This window comes from Pseudomonas sp. CH235, assembly GCF_004368175.1.
GTDB lineage: Bacteria > Pseudomonadota > Gammaproteobacteria > Pseudomonadales > Pseudomonadaceae > Aquipseudomonas > Aquipseudomonas paraglycinae.
Genome location: NZ_RRZJ01000018.1, coordinates 13949 through 32946, shown reverse-complemented (window position 1 = coordinate 32946; position 18998 = coordinate 13949). Strand labels below are relative to the sequence as shown.

The 18998-nt window shown below is 61.8% G+C and carries 21 protein-coding genes and 1 riboswitch; of the genes, 8 read left to right on the top strand and 13 right to left on the bottom strand.

Features of this window, described 5'->3' with window-relative positions:
- Positions 1 to 159: 159 nt before the first annotated feature.
- The 5 genes from EIY71_RS18570 to EIY71_RS18550 are packed head-to-tail and all read right to left on the bottom strand — an operon-like array spanning position 160 to position 4238.
- Positions 160 to 801, bottom strand: coding sequence for an urea amidolyase associated protein UAAP2 (locus EIY71_RS18570; RefSeq protein WP_134022642.1), 642 nt, complete (start codon positions 799 to 801; stop codon positions 160 to 162).
- A gap of 11 nt (positions 802 to 812) precedes the next feature.
- A complete protein-coding gene (locus tag EIY71_RS18565) occupies positions 813 to 1538 on the bottom strand; it encodes an urea amidolyase associated protein UAAP1 (RefSeq protein WP_102685954.1) in 726 nt (241 codons plus the stop codon).
- Positions 1539 to 1551: 13 nt separating this feature from the next.
- Positions 1552 to 2340, bottom strand: coding sequence for an ABC transporter ATP-binding protein (locus EIY71_RS18560; protein WP_134022640.1), 789 nt, complete (start codon positions 2338 to 2340; stop codon positions 1552 to 1554).
- The gene (locus EIY71_RS18555) at positions 2337 to 3152 is read right to left on the bottom strand and encodes an ABC transporter permease (RefSeq protein WP_102685956.1); all 816 of its coding nucleotides are present in this window, start codon (positions 3150 to 3152) and stop codon (positions 2337 to 2339) included. Before EIY71_RS18555 ends, EIY71_RS18560 begins: the two co-directional genes overlap by 4 nt.
- Before the next feature lie 18 nt (positions 3153 to 3170).
- Complete coding sequence (locus tag EIY71_RS18550) at positions 3171 to 4238, bottom strand: putative urea ABC transporter substrate-binding protein (RefSeq protein WP_134022638.1); 1068 nt, start codon at positions 4236 to 4238, stop codon at positions 3171 to 3173.
- A 63-nt stretch (positions 4239 to 4301) separates the two neighbouring features.
- A riboswitch (guanidine-I (ykkC/yxkD leader) is annotated at positions 4302 to 4402 on the bottom strand.
- A 282-nt stretch (positions 4403 to 4684) separates the two neighbouring features.
- On the opposite strand from EIY71_RS18550, the gene EIY71_RS18545 reads away from it, so the two are divergent.
- Both EIY71_RS18545 and EIY71_RS18540 read left to right on the top strand, forming a co-directional pair.
- Positions 4685 to 4948, top strand: a complete 264-nt coding sequence (locus tag EIY71_RS18545) for a hypothetical protein (protein ID WP_064383076.1) — start codon at positions 4685 to 4687, stop codon at positions 4946 to 4948.
- Positions 4949 to 5126: 178 nt separating this feature from the next.
- Complete coding sequence (locus tag EIY71_RS18540; RefSeq protein ID WP_074691080.1) at positions 5127 to 5528, top strand: hypothetical protein; 402 nt, start codon at positions 5127 to 5129, stop codon at positions 5526 to 5528.
- A gap of 52 nt (positions 5529 to 5580) precedes the next feature.
- Here EIY71_RS18540 and EIY71_RS18535 read toward each other — a convergent pair whose 3' ends face one another.
- Positions 5581 to 6693, bottom strand: coding sequence for an enoyl-CoA hydratase/isomerase family protein (locus EIY71_RS18535; protein ID WP_129972865.1), 1113 nt, complete (start codon positions 6691 to 6693; stop codon positions 5581 to 5583).
- A gap of 132 nt (positions 6694 to 6825) precedes the next feature.
- Between EIY71_RS18535 and ung the strand changes: the two genes are divergently transcribed.
- Entirely contained in the window at positions 6826 to 7521 is a 696-nt protein-coding gene (gene ung, locus EIY71_RS18530; RefSeq protein WP_085605867.1) for a uracil-DNA glycosylase, read from the top strand.
- 159 nt (positions 7522 to 7680) lie between these two features.
- Complete coding sequence (locus tag EIY71_RS18525) at positions 7681 to 8118, top strand: hypothetical protein (RefSeq protein ID WP_134022636.1); 438 nt, start codon at positions 7681 to 7683, stop codon at positions 8116 to 8118.
- Between the two features lie 66 nt (positions 8119 to 8184).
- Here the strand turns inward: EIY71_RS18525 and EIY71_RS18520 are convergent, their stop codons facing one another.
- From EIY71_RS18520 to EIY71_RS18505, 4 genes are read right to left on the bottom strand one after another with little or no spacing between them, the layout of a single operon-like run.
- The gene (locus EIY71_RS18520) at positions 8185 to 9225 is read right to left on the bottom strand and encodes an AbrB family transcriptional regulator (protein ID WP_134022634.1); all 1041 of its coding nucleotides are present in this window, start codon (positions 9223 to 9225) and stop codon (positions 8185 to 8187) included.
- Positions 9218 to 10732: a tripartite tricarboxylate transporter permease gene (locus EIY71_RS18515; protein ID WP_102717516.1), complete on the bottom strand. Its 1515-nt coding sequence runs from the start codon at positions 10730 to 10732 to the stop codon at positions 9218 to 9220. Before EIY71_RS18515 ends, EIY71_RS18520 begins: the two co-directional genes overlap by 8 nt.
- Before the next feature lies 1 nt (position 10733).
- A complete protein-coding gene (locus tag EIY71_RS18510) occupies positions 10734 to 11192 on the bottom strand; it encodes a tripartite tricarboxylate transporter TctB family protein (RefSeq protein ID WP_102685961.1) in 459 nt (152 codons plus the stop codon).
- A gap of 56 nt (positions 11193 to 11248) precedes the next feature.
- A complete protein-coding gene (locus EIY71_RS18505) occupies positions 11249 to 12226 on the bottom strand; it encodes a tripartite tricarboxylate transporter substrate binding protein (RefSeq protein ID WP_127797195.1) in 978 nt (325 codons plus the stop codon).
- 450 nt (positions 12227 to 12676) lie between these two features.
- On the opposite strand from EIY71_RS18505, the gene EIY71_RS18495 reads away from it, so the two are divergent.
- Together EIY71_RS18495 and EIY71_RS18490 are read left to right on the top strand one after the other, a co-directional pair.
- Positions 12677 to 13348, top strand: coding sequence for a response regulator (locus tag EIY71_RS18495; RefSeq protein ID WP_007957980.1), 672 nt, complete (start codon positions 12677 to 12679; stop codon positions 13346 to 13348).
- Complete coding sequence (locus EIY71_RS18490; protein WP_011332897.1) at positions 13341 to 14726, top strand: sensor histidine kinase; 1386 nt, start codon at positions 13341 to 13343, stop codon at positions 14724 to 14726. Before EIY71_RS18495 ends, EIY71_RS18490 begins: the two co-directional genes overlap by 8 nt.
- Here EIY71_RS18490 and EIY71_RS18485 read toward each other — a convergent pair whose 3' ends face one another.
- Both EIY71_RS18485 and EIY71_RS18480 read right to left on the bottom strand, forming a co-directional pair.
- Entirely contained in the window at positions 14727 to 15548 is an 822-nt protein-coding gene (locus EIY71_RS18485) for an HDOD domain-containing protein (protein ID WP_039772686.1), read from the bottom strand.
- 35 nt (positions 15549 to 15583) lie between these two features.
- Positions 15584 to 16525: a folate-binding protein YgfZ gene (locus EIY71_RS18480; protein ID WP_134022630.1), complete on the bottom strand. Its 942-nt coding sequence runs from the start codon at positions 16523 to 16525 to the stop codon at positions 15584 to 15586.
- A gap of 149 nt (positions 16526 to 16674) precedes the next feature.
- Between EIY71_RS18480 and EIY71_RS18475 the strand changes: the two genes are divergently transcribed.
- On the top strand, positions 16675 to 16929 hold the full coding sequence (locus tag EIY71_RS18475) for a succinate dehydrogenase assembly factor 2 (RefSeq protein WP_007957989.1): 255 nt from the start codon (positions 16675 to 16677) through the stop codon (positions 16927 to 16929).
- Positions 16913 to 17365 carry a protein YgfX gene (locus tag EIY71_RS18470; protein WP_134022628.1) on the top strand — a complete coding sequence of 151 codons (453 nt, stop codon included), beginning with the start codon at positions 16913 to 16915 and terminating at the stop codon, positions 17363 to 17365. Before EIY71_RS18475 ends, EIY71_RS18470 begins: the two co-directional genes overlap by 17 nt.
- Here the strand turns inward: EIY71_RS18470 and nadB are convergent.
- Positions 17334 to 18950 (bottom strand): L-aspartate oxidase, encoded by a 1617-nt coding sequence (gene nadB / locus EIY71_RS18465; protein WP_007957994.1) that lies wholly within the window; start codon positions 18948 to 18950, stop codon positions 17334 to 17336. The genes EIY71_RS18470 and nadB overlap by 32 nt on opposite strands.
- Positions 18951 to 18998: the final 48 nt, after the last annotated feature.

The following is an 18998-nucleotide window of genomic DNA, read 5'->3' as shown; positions in this document are numbered from 1 at the left end:
TGCGATGGCGGTGTGTCAGTCATCATCAATGTTGGCTGTGCCGACGCCATCGCTGGCAAGCCAGCTCCCACAGGGTTCAGGGGTGTTTTGGGGATTTCAGACACTGGCCGGAACGGGCCTGGCACAGGGCAAAAAGCCAACGGCGCAGACGGACGAATTTCAGTTCCATACCAGTAGCTCCGCAGGTGTCGGGTTGTAGGCGTTGCACGGGTTGTTCAGTTGCGGGCAGTTGGAGATCAGCACGATCACGTCCATCTCCGCGCGCAGGTCGACGTACTTGCCCGGCGCGGAAATGCCGTCCTCGAAGGTCAGGCCGCCCTCGGCAGTGACGGGCACGTTCATGAAGAAATTGATGTTCGGCCCGATGTCACCTTTGCCCAGGCGCCCGTCGTGGGCGCAGGCGCGCAGGTAATTGTCGCGGCAGCTGTGCATGTAGCGTTTTTCCAGGGCGTAGCGCACGGTGTTGCTCTCTTGCGCGCAGGCGCCGCCGAGGGTGTCGTGGCGGCCGCAGGTGTCGGCGATGATCGTCAGCATCGGTTTGCCAAGGTTGGAATACAACACGCTGCCGGTGCTCAGGTAGACGTTGTTTTGTCGGCGCAATGTGCGTTGCACGTCGTAGCGTTCACGGGGATTGGCGAGGCTGTAGAACAGCGTATCGACCGCCTGATTGCCTTCCAGGTCGAGGATGCGCAGGGTCTGGCCGGCCTTGACCTCCATCAGCCAGGGTTCGCCGGCGGGAATGGTGGCGCGGTACACCGCAGCGTCGGGTTGTTTTTGCGAAGTGGCGATAGCAACTGACATGGCGACGATCCTCAGGCGAACAAACGGTCGGTGTTGATAAAGCCGCGCTCGTTTTCCGGGCGCGAGGTACGGCAGTGCTCGGCGACGCTCGGGTCGGCGTTCATCCAGCTCAGCTTCAGCGGTTTGGGGGCGTATTGCGGCGACGGATCCAGCGGATGTTGTAGGGCGGTGAGCACAACCAGGGTGTCCATCGGTGCATACAGTTCGATGTAGTCACCGGCCTGCGAGTGGCCTTCGACGAAGTGCAAACGCCCGCTGTCATCGACGTTGACCCGGCTGAACAGGTTGAGGGTCATCAGCAGGTCGGACAGGCCCAGCCCCCACTTGCCGAGCTCCACCAGCAGGTTGTCGGTGCCGTTGCGAAAGAAGCCGTTGCGCAGTTCCTGATAGCGGCCCTGGCCGTATTTTTCCGCGACTTCCTCGGCGCACAGCACGCCGCCGAGGCTGTCGCTCCAGCCGCAGGTATCCGCCGTGATTGCCGCCAGCACCCGACCCATGTCCGAGTACAGGCAATGGCCGGTGGTGAGCTTGGCGGTGTGTTGGCATTTGAGGCTGTCGGGCAGGTTCAGGCGCTCGGTTTTTTCGTTGGCGTTGAGCAGGGTCAGGCTGACGTTGGCACCACCGCGCAGGTCGGTCAGACGCAGCAGTTGCCCGCGCTTCAAGACGAAGGAGCGGTGACCGCCGCCGGGCAGGGTTTCTTCGGCGAAGGGTGGAAACAGTTGGGTCGAATCAGTCATGGGAGCAGTCCTCTCAGGCAATACGAAGTGTGCCGGTCAGCTCGGCGGGCAGGGCGTCGACGGCGGCGCGTTCGGCGCGGCGGTCACTGTTCAAAGGGATGTCGTAGGTGATGCGGGCGCCATAGGCACCGGGGGCGTGCGGGTCGAGGCGGACCTTGTCGAACACCAGCAGGCGGGTGCCGAGGCTGAAACCTTCGGACAGGTCGTGGGTGACCATGAACACGGTCAGTTGCGTCTCGCGCCACAGCGACAGCAGCAGCGCGTGCATGTCCTTGCGAATGCCCGGATCGAGCGCGCCGAACGGTTCGTCGAGCAGCAAAACCCGCGGTTTCATGATCAACGCCTGGGCGATCGCCAGCCGCTGTTGCATGCCGCCGGAGAGCTGCGCGGGGTACTTGTCCAGCGCATGGCCGAGGCCGACTTTGTGCAGCAGCGCCGAGGCCTGTTCGCGGGCGTCTTTTTTCGCGCTTCCGAACAAGCGCCCGAGCAGCGGAGCGCGCGGCAATTCCAGGCCGATCGCAACGTTGTCCAGCACGCTCAGATGCGGGAATACCGAGTAGCGCTGGAACACCACGCCACGGCTGGCATCCGGTTCGCGGGCGAGCGGTTGGCCATCGAGCAGGATTGTGCCGCGACTGGCGGTTTCCTGCCCCAGCAGCAGGCGCAGGAAGGTCGATTTGCCGCAACCCGAGGCACCGACCAGCGTGCAGAACTCGCCCTCGTTGACGCTGAGGTTCAAGCCTTCGAGCACCACTTGGTCGGCGTATTGCTGCCAGACGTTTTTCACCGTGATGAAGCTCATTTGGCCGCCCCCTCATACCAGGGGAATGCCCGACGGGTCAGGTATTTGAGGCCCCAATCCATCAGCCAGGCGAGCAGGGTGATCCAGACCACGTACGGCAGGATCACGTCCATCGCCAGGTAGCGGCGCACGAGGAAAATCCGGTAGCCCAGACCGTCGGTGGAAGCGATGGCTTCGGCGGCGATCAGGAACAGCCACGCCGAACCGAGCATCAGCCGCAGCGAGATCAGCAGGCGCGGCAACAGTTGTGGCAGAACCACGCGCAGCATCAGGGTCCAGGTCGAGGCGCCGAGGGTCTGCGCCTTGATCAGCAGTTCGACCGGAATGTCCCGCGCGCGCTGCTCCAGATCACGGGCGAGCGCCGGGGTGATACCGATCACGATCAGCATTACCTTCGACAGCTCGCCGAGGCCGAAGACGATGAACAGAATCGGCAGGATCGCCAGCGGCGGCACCATCGACAGCACCGTCAGCATCGGCGACAACGGTGCGCCGAACAGCGGCAGGGTGCCGGCCGCCATGCCCAGGCACAACCCGGCCAGCGCCGCGATGCCGAGGCCGATGGCCAGGCGTCCGAGACTCGATGCGGTGTCCTGCCAGAGCAGGTATTCGCCGGTTCGACTATCGGCATTGAATGCCAGGCGTTTGACCGCATCGCTCATCTGCACAGCACTGGGCAGCAGTTTGTCGTTGGGGTTGTCCGCCAGGCGCTCGGCCGAGCCCATGAAGTAGGCGAACAGCACCAGGGCGAAGGGCAGGATCACCAGCAACAGGCGACTCGGTCGATCCGGGTGACGATTGATCAGGCGCATGGCCAAATCCTCCGTGGCTTACAGCTTGGCGTCGGCGGCCAGCTGCACATAAGTCGGATCGAAACGCAGCTTGAGATTGCCTGTGTCACCGCTGGTCACGCCGTTGGCGAAGGTCATGCCGACGGCGCTGGTGTCCTTGGCGCCTTCGCCGAGCAAGCCGTGCTGGAACGAGAACTCGGCAACTTTGCGCATGGTTTCCGGCAGTTGCTTGCTGGTGGCGAACGCCAGGGCTTCTTTCGGTGTGGCGAACAGTTTGGTGGTGTCCAGTTGCGCCTGGAATCCGGCCAGATCGGTGCCCGAGGCTTTTGCCATGTGCTCAAGTGCGGCTTTGCCCGCCGCGTTCTTGGCGTTCATCAAGTCGACCACTTCGAACCACGCGCCGGTCAGCGCCTTGCCCAGCGCCGGGTTGTCTTTGAGGGTGGCGCTGTTGACCACCATCATGTCCATGATTTCGCCGGGGATCTGGCTGGAGTTGAAAACTTCGGTCACACCGGGTTTGGCCTTGATGTCCGAAAGCATCGGGTTCCAGGTGGTGACGGCGTTGACCTGCTCGGTGTTGAAGGCGGCGGAAATGTCGGCGTCGGAGGTGTTGACCACTTTCAGGTCTTTCTCGGTCAGGTCCACCGAGTCCAGCGCGCGGGCCAGCAGGTAATGCGAGACCGACAGTTCGACCAGGTTGACGTCCATGCCCTTGAGGTCGGCGACTTTCTTGCCTTCGCCCTTGAGGACGATGCCGTCGTTGCCGTTGGAGAAATCGCTGACGATCAGCGCGGTGCTGTCGACGCCGCCGGCGGCCGGAATGGTCAGCGCATCCATGTTGGTCATGGTGCAGCCATCGAACTGACCGGCGGTGTATTGATTGATCGATTCGACGTAGTCGTTGAGCTGGACCACGTCGATCTTGATCCCGTATTTCTTCGCCCATTTATCGACGATGCCCTGGCTGCCGGCGTATTCCCATGGCATCCAGCCGGCATAGATCGTCCAGCAGACACTGAAGTGGTCTTTCTGCGCGGCGGGGGATTGAGTGCTGATGAGCGCGGCGAACGCGGCGGCGAGCAGGGCGGGCAAACGTGGTCGGGACATGGTGGCTTCTCCAGTTGATCGTGGGCGGACAGGAAGGCAACGCGGCACCGCGAACGGTGGCTTGTCTCCCGGGCTTTTGTCCCGCCGTGTAACCTCAACTGGAGGTCGCCAACTCTCGGACCAGCCACTCGCAGATGCGAGCCGGAACCCTAGTCAGCCATTGCAAATTGTGGTGCCGCGAACCTGTGATGACTCCTGCACGGGTTTGCTAAAGCGAGAGGCGTGCCAAGTCGGGTCGGGCGCTCTGTTACGGGCTTCGTGACGTTGCGGCGGATGGCAAACGCCTGTGGGCGCTTTGTGTTGGTGCGCGGTTGCACCGTCATGCAGCGTCCGCTGCCGCTGATCCGATGCCCTAGAGGATTGGGCACTCGGTGCCGGCCAGCCAGTCAAATCTGGTGTCAGCCGGTCTGTGCCGACTGCTGTCACAGGTCTTTCAGGAGGCCGCCATGCGTATTTCAAAATTGCTGCGTCGGGTGCTGCTGGGAGCAGTGCTCGGTCTAGGGCTGTCCGGTTGTTACTACTACGCCGGCGGCTACGATGTTTACTCCACGCCCTATTACTATCCCGGCTATTACTCGCCCTATTACTACGGTGGTTATTACGGTCCGCGCTACTACGGTGGCGCCCGCTATTACTACGGCGGCCATGGCTATCGCGGCGGGTACGGACGGGGTTATCACGGCGGCGGATACCACGGTGGGCACCACTAATCAGCGGCTGAATGACGGAGTTTCTGCATGAACAAGGTTTCATGAATCACTTGTTTCAAGTTGTTGCAAAAACGCACCGGATGCCGAAAACGCTGTCAGATATTTCGTCAGTCGCCGAATGAAAGACTGACGCCTGCCAGCGTCGCTGGTGTGGCTACCCGCGGTCCAGGAGGCCGCCATGTATCGCCGAATTCTTCTGTTTACCGTGATGCTTTTTTCCCTTGGCGGATGCGTCCCTTATTCCTACGGAGATGGCTACTACAGCTCAGAGGTCTACACATCGCAGGCACCTTCGTATTACAGCGGTGGCACCTATTACAGCGGCGGCAGCACGTATTATTCGGCGCCGCGCTACTACCAGCCAGCACCACGCTATTACCAACCGGCTCCACGCTATTACTCGGCGCCTCGTTACTACCAACCGGCTCCGCGTTACTACGAGAACCGTCGCTGGCACGGTCATGATCGCGGACGCTGGGACGACCACCGTCGCGGCGGCTGGGATGATCGCCGGGGTCGTGGCAACTACGACCGTCACAGTGGACGCGGCGATTACAACCGACACGGCAACCGCTGGTAACCCCCCCGCAAAAAAGCGGCGCATTGAGCGCCGCTTTTTTTGTGCCCGGATTTCAGTAGCTGGAGAGATCCGCCAACGGATGCCGCCCCTCCCACACCTTGTGAAAGTGCGCCTCGACCACCGCGTCCGGCACCCGGGCGATGTCCGGCCAGTGCCAGTGCGGTTTGTGATCCTTGTCGATCAGCCGCGCCCGAACCCCTTCGCTGAACTCCGGATGCCGGCAGCAATTGAGGCTCAGGGTGTATTCCATCTGAAAGACTTCGGCCAGCGACAAGTGGCGGGCACGAATGATCTGTTCCCAGACCAGATGCGCCGTCAATGGCGAGCCTTCACTCATGGTCTTCGCCGCACGGGCAATCAACAGGTCGCTGCTGTCCCGATGCAGGCTGATGGCTTTCCAGGCGCAGGTCACGTCGCTGACATCCAGCCATTCATCGATCTGCTGCCGACGCGGCAGCCATTGCGCCTCGGGCATCTGCGCCACGGCTTCCTGCTGCAATGCCTTCAGCAGGCTGTTGAGCTGCATGGCGGTCTGTTCCTGCCAGTTCAACTGCAACAAGCCGTCGATCAGTTCCTGCTGCTGTTCGTCGAGCAGGAAGCGGTCGGCCAGGTCCAGATCGATCGCATCGCGGCCGTTCATGTGCGCGCCGGTCAAACCAAGGAACAGACCGAGCTTGCCCGGCAGACGCGACAGGAACCAACTGGCGCCGACGTCCGGGTACAGGCCGATGCTGATTTCCGGCATCGCCAGACGACTGCTCGGCGTGACGATCCGGATGCTCGCGCCTTGCAGCAGGCCCATGCCTCCGCCGAGCACATATCCATGGCCCCAGCAGATCAACGGTTTCGGGTAAGTGTGCAGGCTGTAATCCAGCCGATATTCAGCGTTGAAGAACTGTGCGGCCAGCGGTGGCACTTCGCCGGGATGGGCTCGGCAGGCTTCCACCAGGCTGCGCACTTCGCCGCCGGCGCAGAAGGCCTTGGCGCCGTTGCCGCGCAGCAGCACGCAGACGATTTGCGGATCCTTGGCCCAGGCGTTCAATTTGTCACTCAGGGCGTGGATCATCGGCAGGGACAGCGCATTGAGCGACTTTTCGGCATCCAGCGTGGCCACGCCGATGCGCGCGCCGTCGGTGCCGGTGAGTTCTTCGAAGTGCAGATTCATCGTGACCTCGATCGGGAAATTGAACGATCAGTATGATCGCTGTGTGGGAAAGTGCCGGATCTGCGTCAGATCAATTGACAAGCGTGGTCGGCTTTCCTAGGGTTCGCCCCATTGTTTTTGCCGGGTATGACCATGACTGCTGACGACCGTATCAAACTCGAACCGAGCTGGAAGGAGGCACTGCGTGCCGAATTCGACCAGCCCTACATGGCAGAGTTGCGCACTTTTCTGCAGCAGGAGCGGGCGGCCGGCAAGGAAATCTATCCGCCGGGCCCGATGATCTTCAACGCGCTGAATTCGACGCCGCTGGACAAGGTGAAAGTGGTCATCCTCGGCCAGGACCCGTACCACGGCCCGGGTCAGGCCCACGGCTTGTGCTTCTCGGTGCAACCGGGCGTGCCGGCGCCGCCGTCGCTGGTCAACATCTATAAAGAGCTGAAGCGCGACCTGAACATCGACATCCCCAACCACGGCTACTTGCAGAGCTGGGCCGATCAGGGCGTGTTGATGCTCAACACCACCATGACCGTCGAACGCGCCAATGCCAACGCGCACAAGGACAAGGGCTGGCAGTTCTTTACGGACCGGATCATTGAGGTGGTCAGCCAGCAGCAACCGCATCTGGTGTTCATGCTTTGGGGCGCTCATGCGCAGAGCAAACAGAAGCTGATCGACGCCACCAAGCATCTGGTGCTGACGTCGGTACATCCGTCGCCGCTGTCGGCCTATCGTGGCTTTCTCGGTTGCGGGCACTTCAGCCGCACCAACAAATTCCTGGAGCAGAACGGCGAAGCGCCGATCGAGTGGCGCCTGCCGTCGGTTGTTTAATTAATCTTCTGAAGTCTCTCGGGTGGTGAGAGCCGCCCGTCGGATTGCTTCATCGACCTGTTATTTCTGACAGTAGATATAAAAGCGAAACCCGCGTTTAGTTATGCAGTCGGCGTCCACAGTCGAGTGCGCTGGTAAACATTGGAGCGGGAGATCGTCATGACAGATTTGAGAATCAAGAATGTAAAGTCCTTTCCGAAGGCGTCGGGAAGTCTTTTTGCAAGAACTACGCGGTTTGATCAAGATGACCCACGAAACGTTATCGACACTCAAGATGTTTTTCTCCACGATGACGACAACTATTTCGCTGCAGGTGGTCGTATCGATATCGATAGCTATTTTACGTCGCTTATTTTTAAGCTTCCAAAAGGCCTCGCGAGTGGCAAGCACGCTCTCGGGCCCGGCAGTATTGACGTAGATTTCTTCGTTGATGTGGGTGATGGCGAAGAGCACTACCGAGCGATTAGTGGAGAGATCACGCTCACTGAAGTCGTCGAAGGTACCCGTTATAAAGCCTCGGAGTTTCGATTGACAGGCCGCATAGGCGCGTCTGGTAAAACGGTAGAAGTGATGATGGGGAAATTCGATATTTCCTGATTGGGCTAAGAATACGCTTCAAGTCATGCTCCTCCGGTCTTGAAGCGTATTGGGCGTCTACATGACTTACGGACATTCCCCGTTTCTATTCCAATACTTGAACAACGGTTCCGCCAGAAACAACACGAACAACAACCGCATCACCTGCATCGCCGTCACCAACGGCACTGACAGTTGCAGGGTTTCCGCCGTCAGGCTCATCTCGGCGATCCCGCCGGGCATCATGCCCAGGGTCAGCGATCGCAGATCCAGATGCGTCATTGCGCTCAGCCCCAACGCCGCCAGGGTCGCGATCAACATGGTCAGCGCCGTGCCGATCAACGTGCGTCCCATGAACGATGGTGCGCGGCGGAAGAACTGCCGGTTGAAGTGGCAACCCAGGCCGCTGCCGATCAACCACTGGCCAATCTGACTGCCGCCATTGGGCAAACCGATGTGCAGATCCCAGCCGATGCTCACCGCCGCGCTGACCAGCAGCGGGCCGAACAGCCATGGGTTGGGTTGATGCAGGCGTTGCCAGATCCAGGCGAGCAGGCCGCCCGCCGGAAAAAGAATCGCCAGCCAGCGCCAATCGACGCTGCCGGCGTGTGAAATCGGGGTGCCGTCACCCAGCAGATACTTGAACGCCGCCGGAACACACAACACCACCACCAGCACCCGTAGACTCTGCCCGGCCGCGACATGGCTGAGCAGCGCGCCGTTGCGGGCGCCGAGGTTGACCATCTCGCCGGAGCCGCCGGGCATGCTGGAGAAAAATGCCGTGGCGCGATCCTCGCCGGTGCGGCGCATCAGCCACACGCCGACCACCGCCGAGAGGCTGGTGACCAGTGCGCCGAAGAAGATCAGGCCGAAGTGGCTGAGTACCTGCTCCATCACCAGCGGGGTGAAGTGCAGGCCGATGCCGATGCCGACGATCCACTGGCCGCACTTGCGGCCGCCAGGGATTTCTGTCAATTGCCACGGGGTCAGGCAGCGCACCAGGATGATCGCCAGCAACGAGCCGACCATCCACGGCAGCGGCCAGCCGATCTGGCTGGCGATGAAACCGCCAAGCAGACCGACCAGCGGGGTTCCCCACCATTGCTTCAACGAGGAGCGATCAAACATCGGCAATCGCGTTCCGGGCAGCGGAGCGACGGCGCCAGATTCGCAGCAGCGGGAACGCCAGCATCAGCGCGGTCAGCACCCAGACGCCGAAGGTGATCGGACTCGACCAGAGAATCTCCAGCGCACCGTTGGAAATCGACAGCGCCCGGCGCAGGTTCTGCTCCATCAGCCCGCCGAGGATGAACCCCAGCAGCACTGGCGACAGCGGGAAATCCAGTTTGCGCAGGATGTAGCCGAAGATGCCGATGCCGACCATCAGGAACAGGTCGAATGTGGTCGCGTGTACGGCGTACACACCGATCCCGGTGATGATCGCGATCACCGGCACCAGAGCCCAGTTCGGCACGGCGAGGATACGGGTGAAGATGCGGATCATCGGGATGTTCAGGATCACCAGCATGATGTTGGCGATGAACAGCGAAGCGATCAGGCCCCAGACGATGTCCGGCTGTTGCTGGAACAGCAGCGGGCCGGGAGTGATGTTGTACAGCGACAGGGCGCCGATCATCACCGCCGTGGTGCCCGAACCTGGAACGCCGAGGGTCAGCATCGGCACCAGCGCGCCGCAAGCGGAGGCACCGATGGCGGTTTCCGGTGCGGCGAGGCCGCGGGCGTCGCCCTGACCAAACTTGCCGCTGGCGCCGGCGATGCGTTTCTCGGTCATGTAGGCCACGGCGCTGGCCAGGGTCGCGCCGGCACCCGGCAACACGCCCATGATGAAACCGAGCAGGCCGCAACGGATGTTCACCACGAACACCGACGCTGCTTCCTTGAAGTTGAACATCATCCGCCCGGTGGCTTTCACCGCTTCCTGGCCGCGATGGGTTTTTTCCAGCAGCAGGAGGATTTCGCTGATCGAGAACAGGCCCAGCACCAGCACCACAAACTGAATGCCGTCAGTCAGGTGAATGTTGTCGCCGGTGAAACGGTAAACGCCGCTGTTGGCGTCGATACCGACGCTGGACAGGAACAGACCGATCAACGCCGCGATAAAGGTTTTCACCGGCCGGTCACCGGCCATGCCGCCGAGACAGACAATCGCGAACACCATCAACACGAAGTATTCCGCCGGACCGAAGGCAATCGCCCATTTCGCGAGCAGCGGGGCGAACAGCACCATGCCGCAGGTGGCGATGAAGGCGCCGATGAACGAACTCCATGCCGACAACGACAGCGCCACGCCGGCCAGGCCTTTGCGGGCCATCGGGTAACCGTCGAGCGTGGTCATCACGGTGGAGGCTTCGCCCGGAATGTTCAGCAGGATCGAGCTGATCCGGCCGCCGTATTCGCAGCCCAGATACACCGCCGCCAACAGAATCAATGCCGATTCCGGCGGCAGGCCGAGGGCGAATGCGATCGGGATCAGCAACGCCACGCCATTGATCGGGCCCAGGCCCGGCAACAAGCCGACCACGGTGCCGATCAGCGTGCCGGTCAGGGCCGTGACCAGGTTGTACGGACTCAGCGCGACGCCGAAGCCCTGACCCAAATAACCGAGAGTATCCATATCAGTTCTCCAGAACGTCGAGCAGGCCGAGGGGCAGCGGAACGTCCATCACGCGGTCGAACAACACGTACAAACCAATCGCCATCAGCGTCGTGACAATGACGCTGGGCACCCAGCGCCCGCCGTACAGGCGCGCCATCGGGATGCCGATCAGAATGCTGCTGAGGATGAAGCCCAGCGGTTCGAACAAGCCGGCGAACACCAGCAGCAAGGCGACGCAGATTGCGATCTTGGTCAGGGTTTCGCGATCCAGCGGCGGCTCGTCATCGCTGTGTTTGATCGGCGCCGGGCGAAACACCATGTACAGCAGCGCCAGGCTCATCAGGCCCAACATCAACAGAGGGAATGCCCGAGGACCGACCGGTTCGTAGGAAAAAGCCGCCTGATACGGCCACGCCATCAGCGCCAGGCCGGCGCAGGCCAGCAACAGCACCGAGGCAAAAATGCGTTGAATAAGCATGAGGGAACTCCTGCCATGGCCCCGGCGAGAGGGCCATGGACGCTAGACCGAGACGATCACTGAATCAGGCCGAACTCTTTGGCCAGCACCTTGTAGTCCGCCACTTGCTTCTTGACGTAGGTGTCCAGCTCGGGACCGGTCATGGCGAACGGGAAGAGTTCACGCTGATCGCGCAGCTTGGCGAAGTCTTCCGAGGCCAGCAGTTTGTCGAAGGAGTCTTTCCACCAGGCGTAGTCTTCATCGCTGACTTTCGGCCCGAGGTAGAAGCCGCGCACCACCGGCCAGACGATGTCGTAGCCTTGTTCACGCGCGGTAGGAATGTCCTTCATTTCCGGCTCATCCAGGCGTTTTTCGGCAAACACGGCCAGCAGGCGCATGTCGCCGCTCTGGATATGCGGCATGGAGTCGGAGATGTCGGTACTGCCGACCTGAATGTGGCCGCCGAGCAGGGCGGTGGCGATCTCGCCGCCCCCTTCGAGGGCGACGTAACGCAGGTCGCGCGGGTTGATCCCGGCGGCTTTGGCGATCAGTGCCGTCTGCATCCAGTCCTGGCTGCCGACGGTGCCGCCGGAACCGATCACCACAGCGCTCGGATCTTTCTTCAGCGCCTGCACGAGATCGTCGAGCGTTTTGTAGGGCGAATCGTTTTTCACCGCGATGGCGCCATAGCTGGTGCCGACCGCCGCCAGCCAGCGCACGTTGGTTTCATCGAACCGACCGAACTTGCCCTGAGCCAGGTTGAGCAGCGAGCCGCTGGACCACGCCACCAGCGTGCCGGCATCGGCCGGACGCTGCGCCACAACGGCGTTGTACGCCACTGCGCCGACACCGCCGGGCATGTAGGTCACGCGCATCGGTTTGGTCAGCAGTTTTTCGTTGACCAGCGCGCTTTGCGCCAGTTTGCAGGTCAGGTCGAAACCGCCGCCGGGGGAGGCGGGGGCGATGCATTCCGGACGTTTCGGTTCGGCCATCAGTTGGCCGGCGAACAGCACGCAACCGGCGGCGAGGGCGAAACGGCGCAGGGATCGGTTCATGAGTGTCTCCACGGGAGTTGTTGTTTTTGGGGATGTTTCAGGTGCGGCAGTTTCGCGCGCGCAGGCTATCAGGCTCAGACCCGGACGGGTTGAACGCCGCGCAGCCGAGGATGGCGCTGACAAGCGAAAACGGGGAAATTCGAGAGGAAGAATGAAACGGGTCAACCTGAAGCTGTGTCGACAGCATGGTGCAGTACCTCGTTATTGTTCTTATTGGCGAAAACGCATCGAGGCGTTTTTCGAGAGCTACGTTTTGAAGCTACGGTGTATGGACAGACAAAACGGCGAAGGTCGGCAGTCGGGACCTTCGGTAAAGCGACTCTAACGGCCCAACCTTTCGCTAACCTTTCAGTATTCTTTCGCGTGTTTTCGGGCTTCACAGTGGCGGTTGCGGCTGTAAACTCCGCCGCAAAGAATGGCGTCGGCCATCCCTGAATGAGGTAGAGATCCATGCGTGTCCTGCTCGTCGAAGACCATTTGCCGCTGGCCGAAAGCGTCGCCCAGGCGCTCAAGAGCACCGGTCTGACCGTGGACGTCTTGCACGATGGCGTGGCTGCCGATCTGGCCCTGGGCAGCGAGGAATACGCGGTGGCGATCCTCGATGTCGGCCTGCCGCGCATGGACGGTTTTGAAGTGCTGGCGCGCCTGCGGGCCCGGGGCAAGAACCTGCCGGTGCTGATGCTGACCGCTCGCAGCGACGTCAAGGATCGGGTTCATGGGCTCAATCTTGGGGCCGACGATTATCTGGCCAAACCGTTCGAACTCACCGAACTCGAAGCGCGGGTCAAGGCGTTGCTGCGCCGAAGTGTTTTGGGCGGCGAACGCCAGCAGCGTTGCGGTGTGCTGGCCTATGACCTCGACACTCGGCGCTTCACCCTCGGCGATGAATTGCTGACGCTGACCTCTCGCGAACAGGCCGTGCTTGAAGCGCTGATTGCCCGTCCGGGTCGAGTGATGAGCAAGGAGCAACTGGCTGCGCAGGTGTTCGGTCTCGACGAAGAGGCCAGCCCCGATGCCATCGAAATCTACGTGCACCGCCTGCGCAAGAAGCTCGACGGCCATTCGGTGGCCATCGTGACTTTCCGCGGTCTGGGTTATCTGCTGGAAAGCCGCGATGCATAAGCCCAGCAGCCTGCGCTGGCGGTTGTTGTGGAACCTCGCGCTGTTGCTGGTGGTGTTGATGCTCGCCAGCGGATTGAGCGCGTACTGGAACGGTCGCGAAGCCGCCGACACCGCCTATGACCGCACGCTGCTGGCCTCGGCGCGGACCATTGCCGCCGGCCTGTCGCAGCGCGACGGCAGTCTCAGTGCCGACGTGCCTTATGTGGCGCTGGATACCTTCGCTTACGACAGCGCGGGGCGCATCTATTACCAGGTTAACGACATCAACCAGAAGTTGATTTCCGGCTACGAAAACCTGCCGGGCCCGCCGCCGGGCACCCCGAGAACCGACAGCTATCCCGCCCTCGCGCGCTTTTACGACGCGAAGTATCAGGGGCAGAACGTACGTGTGGTGAGTCTGCTCAAGGCAGTGAGCGAGCCGAACATGAACGGCATGGCGGAAATCCGCGTCGCCGAAACCGACGAGGCGCGCGTCAGCATGGCCCGCAGCCTGGCCGCCGATACCTTGCTGCGGCTCGGGATGCTGGCGATTGGCGCGTTGTTGCTGGTGTGGTTTGCGGTGAGTGCGGCGCTGCGGCCGATCGAGCGTTTGCGCACGGCAGTGGAAGAGCGTCAGCCCGATGACCTGCGGCCGTTGCCGCTGGTCGAGGTGCAACACGAGTTGTGGCCGCTGGTGCGGGCGCTCAATCACTTTACCGAACGCCTGCGCGGGCAATTCGAGCGGCAGGCGCAATTCATCGCCGATGCGGCCCATGAACTGCGCACGCCACTGGCGGCACTCAAGGCTCGACTTGAACTGGGCTTGCGCTCAAACGAGCCGCAGACCTGGCGCGACACACTGGAATCCTCGGCGCAAAGCACGGATCGCCTGACCCATCTGGCCAACCAGTTGTTGTCGCTGGCGCGGGTGGAAAACGGCGCCCGGGCGATCGCCGAGGGCGGGGCGCAGTTGCTCGATCTGAGTCAGTTGGCGCGGGAACTGGGCATGGCCATGGCACCGCTGGCTCATGCTCGCGGCGTTGCCTTGGCGCTGGAAGCGGACGAGCCGGTCTGGCTGCGTGGCGAACCGACATTGCTCAACGAGTTGCTGAGCAATCTGGTGGACAACGCGCTGGCGCACACGCCGCCGGGCGGCAACGTGATTCTGCGGGTCACGGCGCCGGCGGTGCTGGAGGTTGAAGACGATGGGCCGGGCATTCCGCTGGAAGAGCGGGATCGGGTGTTCGAACGTTTTTACCGGCGCAACCAGCAGGTGGCCGGTTCCGGGCTGGGGTTGGCGATTGTCGGGGAAATCTGCCGCGCGCATCTGGCGCAGATCAGTCTGCACGATGGCGAGCAGGCAGGTTTGAAAGTGCGGGTGAGTTTTGTCGCCGGTTGATCAGTAGAACATCGACCGCGATTCTTCCAGATCGGCGCACAGCGCCTTGTTTTCCGGATCGATGCCAAGCTTGCGGAATGCCGGCACGCTGAACGGATCGATGCGGGCCAGCGGATGGTCGGTGTCCTTGTGGCAATACAGGCTGGCCACTTGCACGATGTCGACGTAATCGATCTGCTGCGATTCGCGCTTGAGGTCCTGATACAGCCCCGGCAGCTCCACCAGACGCTCCGGAAACTCCCAGACCCGCAGCAGCTTGTCGCCGAGCAACGGATGAATGTGGTCGATCACATGGTTGAGGCTGACCGGATCGGACAGCAACTCGTAGTGGTCTTCGGCATAGGTCAGGATCGGCAGCACGCCGATCTGATGAACCAGTCCACCGAGCGCGGCCTGATCGGGTTTGAGCTGGGTATAGCGACGGCACAGGGCGTAGCTGACCCCCGCGATCTCCAGACTCTTGCGCCAGACTTCGCGCATCTTCTGTTCGACCACGTCGGAGCGGGCGTGGAAGATCTGCTCCATCACCAGACCGATCGCCAGGTTGCTGCTGTAATTGACGCCGAGCCGGGTGATGGCGGTGTGCAGGTCGGTGACTTCCTGGGTGGCACGCAGAAGCGGGCTGTTGACCACTTTGATCAGGCGCGCCGACAGCGCCGTGTCGCGGCCGATCACTTTGCTCAGGTCGCTGACGCTGATGTCCGGGTCTTCAGCGGCCTTGCGAATCTGCAGGGCCACTTCCGGTAACGTTGGCAGAACCAGGTCATCGTTATCGATGGCCTCAACCAAATCCTGTTGGACCTTATCCGCCAGCTCACTCATGTCGTTTCTCTAGGGTGTTGCAACAAATGCTGCGATCAACGCTGGATTTCGCGGTCGCGATCCAGTTCGTAAGGCAGGTCGAGCAAGTGCAGCGCCGGACCTTCGGCCGTGCCCAGATGCAAATCGCCTGCGTCGGCAGCTTCGGCCTGCAACACCGCCAGCAGTTCAATATTCTTTTCGGCACGGGCGGCCAGCACCACTTCGCCGATGGAACTGCCGTGGCTCGGGGCGAACAGCGGGGTGCCCGGCTCCGGCAATTCGCTGGCGTCCAGTTGCACGCGGTACAGGCGACGCTTGAGTTTGCCCAGATACTGCATGCGCGCGACGATTTCCTGACCGGTGTAGCAGCCTTTCTTGAAGCTCACGCCGCCGACGGCCTGCAGATTGAGCATCTGCGGAATGAACAGCTCGCGGGTGCTCGGCATGACCTGACCGACGCCGGCGCGGATCTGGCCCAGCAACCATTGATTGAGTTCGCCTTCGCTCAATTGCGCGGACAGCTTGCCTTTGACGGAGTCGGCCTGATCGGCAGGCACCCAGAGTTCGGCACGGTTCGGGGAGACGCGAATCGCGATCAGCCCTTCGTGGCGAACCACGCTGTCGATGTCTGCCGGCAGTTCCAGACCCAGGCTGCTCAGGGCAGCATCGCCATGATCCAGACCGAAGCGCACCCAGGAGGCGCTTTCGTCGGTCAGTTTCGATTTGGAGAACACTGCGTACTTCTTCAGATCCGCCAGTTGCGGCTCCAGCAGCTCGCTGGCCATCGCCAGCAGCACGCCGTCGCCTTCCAGCACGATGCGGAAACTCGACTGCATCCGGCCTTTCTGCGTGCAACGGGCACCAAGGCTGGCCTGGGTTTCACTCAGGTAATTGATGTTGCAGGTCAGCTGGCCTTGCAGGAATTTGCCGGCATCCGCGCCGCGAACCGCGAGAACGCCTTCATGAGAGAGGGTGCAGAAAAAAGCAGAATCGGCCATGGGTCATCGCAGGGTAAATAGACTGGGGCACATCATAAGGGGGTGGTGTTGAAATGGGTAGTTGATAAAGGATCGGTGGTGCCCGACCAAAGCCGACTGTTCGACCCGCTTCGGGCCTGTATACTTGCGGCCTATTTGAGGAGGGCTCCATGGTCGAACAAGTTGAACTGAATCGCCTCTTTTGGCACAGCCGTCGCGGCATGCTGGAACTCGACGTGTTGCTGGTGCCGTTCGTGAAAGAGGTCTACGCCAATCTGAACGAGGTGGATCGCGCGCTGTATGTCCGCCTGCTCGAGTGCGAGGATCAGGACATGTTCGGCTGGTTCATGGAGCGCAGCGAATCGGAAGATCCCGAGCTGCAACGCATGGTTCGCATGATCCTGGATCGTGTCCAGCCCAAGTAATACGTTCGAATGCCGCTGGCATGCCTCACGGCAGTTGCTGGCGGCGTATCTTCTGGCCCAGGCATTCGCGCTGGGTTCTTTGTTTCTGTTATCGATTCCATTCTGGGTTTTTCTGCTTGGGGCTTTCGCGTGTCTTGCCCATGTTGCCTGGGTGTTACCGCGGCAGATTCTGCTGAGTCATCCCGAGGCATTTTGCGGATTGCGCCGTGACGCCGATGGCTGGCAACTGTGGAACAAGGCCGATGGCTGGCAAGCGGTGCAATTGCGCCCGGACAGCCTGGCGCTGCCACTGATCGTGGTGTTGCGCTTTCGATTGCGTGGTGAGCGGCGGGTCAGGTCGATCTGCGTGCCCCGGGATTCGCAGGCGGCGGATCTGCACCGACGCCTGCGGGTACGCCTCAAGTTCAGCCGACGTAGGTGGGCGGCACCAGAATAGTGTCGAGTGCTTCGGGCAGCAGGTCCGGGTAGTCGAGGGTGTAATGCAGGCCTCGGCTTTCCTTGCGCTCCATGGCCGAGCGGATCATCAGTTCCGCTACCTGCGCCAGGTTGCGCAATTCGATCAGGTCGCGGCTGACTTTATAGTTGCTGTAGAACTCGTCGATTTCATCCAGCAACAGGCGCACGCGATGCTGTGCCCGCTGCAGGCGCTTGTTGGTGCGCACGATGCCCACGTAGTCCCACATGAAGCGCCGCAATTCGTCCCAGTTGTGGGCGATGATCACGTCTTCATCGGAGTCGGTCACCTGGCTGGCGTCCCAGGCGGGCAGGGCACGCGGGATCGCGACGTCGGGCAGTTGCTCGAGAATGTCCGCCGCCGCCGAACGGGCATAGACGAAGCATTCGAGCAGCGAGTTGCTGGCCATGCGGTTGGCGCCGTGCAGGCCGGTGAAGCTGGTTTCGCCGATGGCGTACAGGCCGGGCACGTCGGTGCGGCCCTGTTGATCGACCATCACGCCGCCGCAGGTGTAGTGCGCCGCCGGTACGACCGGGATCGGTTGTTTGGTGATGTCGATGCCGAATCCTAGGCAGCGCTCGTAGACGGTCGGGAAGTGCGATTTGATGAAGGCTTCGGGTTTGTGGCTGATGTCGAGGTAGACGCAATCGACACCCAGACGCTTCATTTCATGGTCGATGGCGCGGGCGACGATGTCCCGTGGCGCCAGTTCTGCACGTGAGTCGAAGCGCTGCATGAAGCGTTCGCCGTTCGGCAGCTTCAAATGAGCGCCTTCACCACGCAGGGCTTCGGTCACCAGGAAACTCTTGGCTTGCGGGTGATAGAGGCAGGTGGGGTGGAACTGGTTGAACTCCAGGTTCGCAACCCGGCAGCCCGAACGCCAGGCCATGGCGATGCCATCACCGCAGGCACCGTCCGGGTTGCTTGTATAGAGATAGACTTTGGCAGCGCCGCCGGACGCCAGGATCACGAAGCGTGCCCCGAAGGTATCGACTTCCCCGGTTTTGCGGTTGAGCACGTAGGCGCCCAGGCAGCGTTCGCCTTCCAGCCCCAGCCGACGCTCGGTGATCAGATCGACCGCTACCCGCTGTTCGAGCAATTCGATGTTCGGGCGTTCTTTGGCCTGGGCCAGCAGGGTTGTGAAGATCGCAGCGCCAGTGGCATCGGCGGCGTGGATGATCCGTCGATGGCTGTGGCCGCCTTCGCGGGTGAGGTGGAATTCAAAGCCGCCATCTTCTGTGCCGGACTGTTCGTCACGAGTGAAGGGCACGCCCTGGTCGATCAGCCACTGGATCGCTTCCTTGCTGTGCTCGACGGTGAAACGCACGGCGTCTTCATGGCACAGGCCGCCGCCGGCATTCAGGGTGTCATCGACGTGGGATTCGACGGTGTCGGTATCATCCAGCACGGCCGCGACGCCACCCTGGGCCCAATAGGTCGAGCCGTTGGCGAGGTCGCCTTTGCTCAGTACGGCGATGCGCAAGTGACCGGGCAGGGTCAGCGCGAGACTCAAACCGGCAGCGCCGCTGCCAATCACCAGAACATCGTGTTGAAACTGTTGGCTCATTTCAGGATTCCGCTCAAAGCGACCCGGGTCGGGGTTGGCGCAGGACAG

Bases quoted from the DNA above. Each gene is read 5' to 3' on its own strand.
- EIY71_RS18485 (WP_039772686.1), bottom strand. From the start codon at position 15,548: ATGAGTGAGCTGGCGGATAAGGTCCAACAGGATTTGGTTGAGGCCATC.
- EIY71_RS18545 (WP_064383076.1), top strand. From the start codon at position 4,685: ATGCGTATTTCAAAATTGCTGCGTCGGGTGCTGCTGGGAGCAGTGCTC.
- EIY71_RS18510 (WP_102685961.1), bottom strand. From the start codon at position 11,192: ATGCTTATTCAACGCATTTTTGCCTCGGTGCTGTTGCTGGCCTGCGCC.
- EIY71_RS18540 (WP_074691080.1), top strand. From the start codon at position 5,127: ATGTATCGCCGAATTCTTCTGTTTACCGTGATGCTTTTTTCCCTTGGC.
- EIY71_RS18535 (WP_129972865.1), bottom strand. From the start codon at position 6,693: ATGAATCTGCACTTCGAAGAACTCACCGGCACCGACGGCGCGCGCATC.
- EIY71_RS18505 (WP_127797195.1), bottom strand. From the start codon at position 12,226: ATGAACCGATCCCTGCGCCGTTTCGCCCTCGCCGCCGGTTGCGTGCTG.
- nadB (WP_007957994.1), bottom strand. From the start codon at position 18,950: ATGAGCCAACAGTTTCAACACGATGTTCTGGTGATTGGCAGCGGCGCT.
- EIY71_RS18475 (WP_007957989.1), top strand. From the start codon at position 16,675: ATGGTCGAACAAGTTGAACTGAATCGCCTCTTTTGGCACAGCCGTCGC.
- EIY71_RS18565 (WP_102685954.1), bottom strand. From the start codon at position 1,538: ATGACTGATTCGACCCAACTGTTTCCACCCTTCGCCGAAGAAACCCTG.
- ung (WP_085605867.1), top strand. From the start codon at position 6,826: ATGACTGCTGACGACCGTATCAAACTCGAACCGAGCTGGAAGGAGGCA.
- EIY71_RS18515 (WP_102717516.1), bottom strand. From the start codon at position 10,732: ATGGATACTCTCGGTTATTTGGGTCAGGGCTTCGGCGTCGCGCTGAGT.
- EIY71_RS18570 (WP_134022642.1), bottom strand. From the start codon at position 801: ATGTCAGTTGCTATCGCCACTTCGCAAAAACAACCCGACGCTGCGGTG.
- EIY71_RS18525 (WP_134022636.1), top strand. From the start codon at position 7,681: ATGACAGATTTGAGAATCAAGAATGTAAAGTCCTTTCCGAAGGCGTCG.
- EIY71_RS18480 (WP_134022630.1), bottom strand. From the start codon at position 16,525: ATGGCCGATTCTGCTTTTTTCTGCACCCTCTCTCATGAAGGCGTTCTC.
- EIY71_RS18520 (WP_134022634.1), bottom strand. From the start codon at position 9,225: ATGTTTGATCGCTCCTCGTTGAAGCAATGGTGGGGAACCCCGCTGGTC.
- EIY71_RS18560 (WP_134022640.1), bottom strand. From the start codon at position 2,340: ATGAGCTTCATCACGGTGAAAAACGTCTGGCAGCAATACGCCGACCAA.
- EIY71_RS18490 (WP_011332897.1), top strand. From the start codon at position 13,341: ATGCATAAGCCCAGCAGCCTGCGCTGGCGGTTGTTGTGGAACCTCGCG.
- EIY71_RS18550 (WP_134022638.1), bottom strand. From the start codon at position 4,238: ATGTCCCGACCACGTTTGCCCGCCCTGCTCGCCGCCGCGTTCGCCGCG.
- EIY71_RS18495 (WP_007957980.1), top strand. From the start codon at position 12,677: ATGCGTGTCCTGCTCGTCGAAGACCATTTGCCGCTGGCCGAAAGCGTC.
- EIY71_RS18555 (WP_102685956.1), bottom strand. From the start codon at position 3,152: ATGCGCCTGATCAATCGTCACCCGGATCGACCGAGTCGCCTGTTGCTG.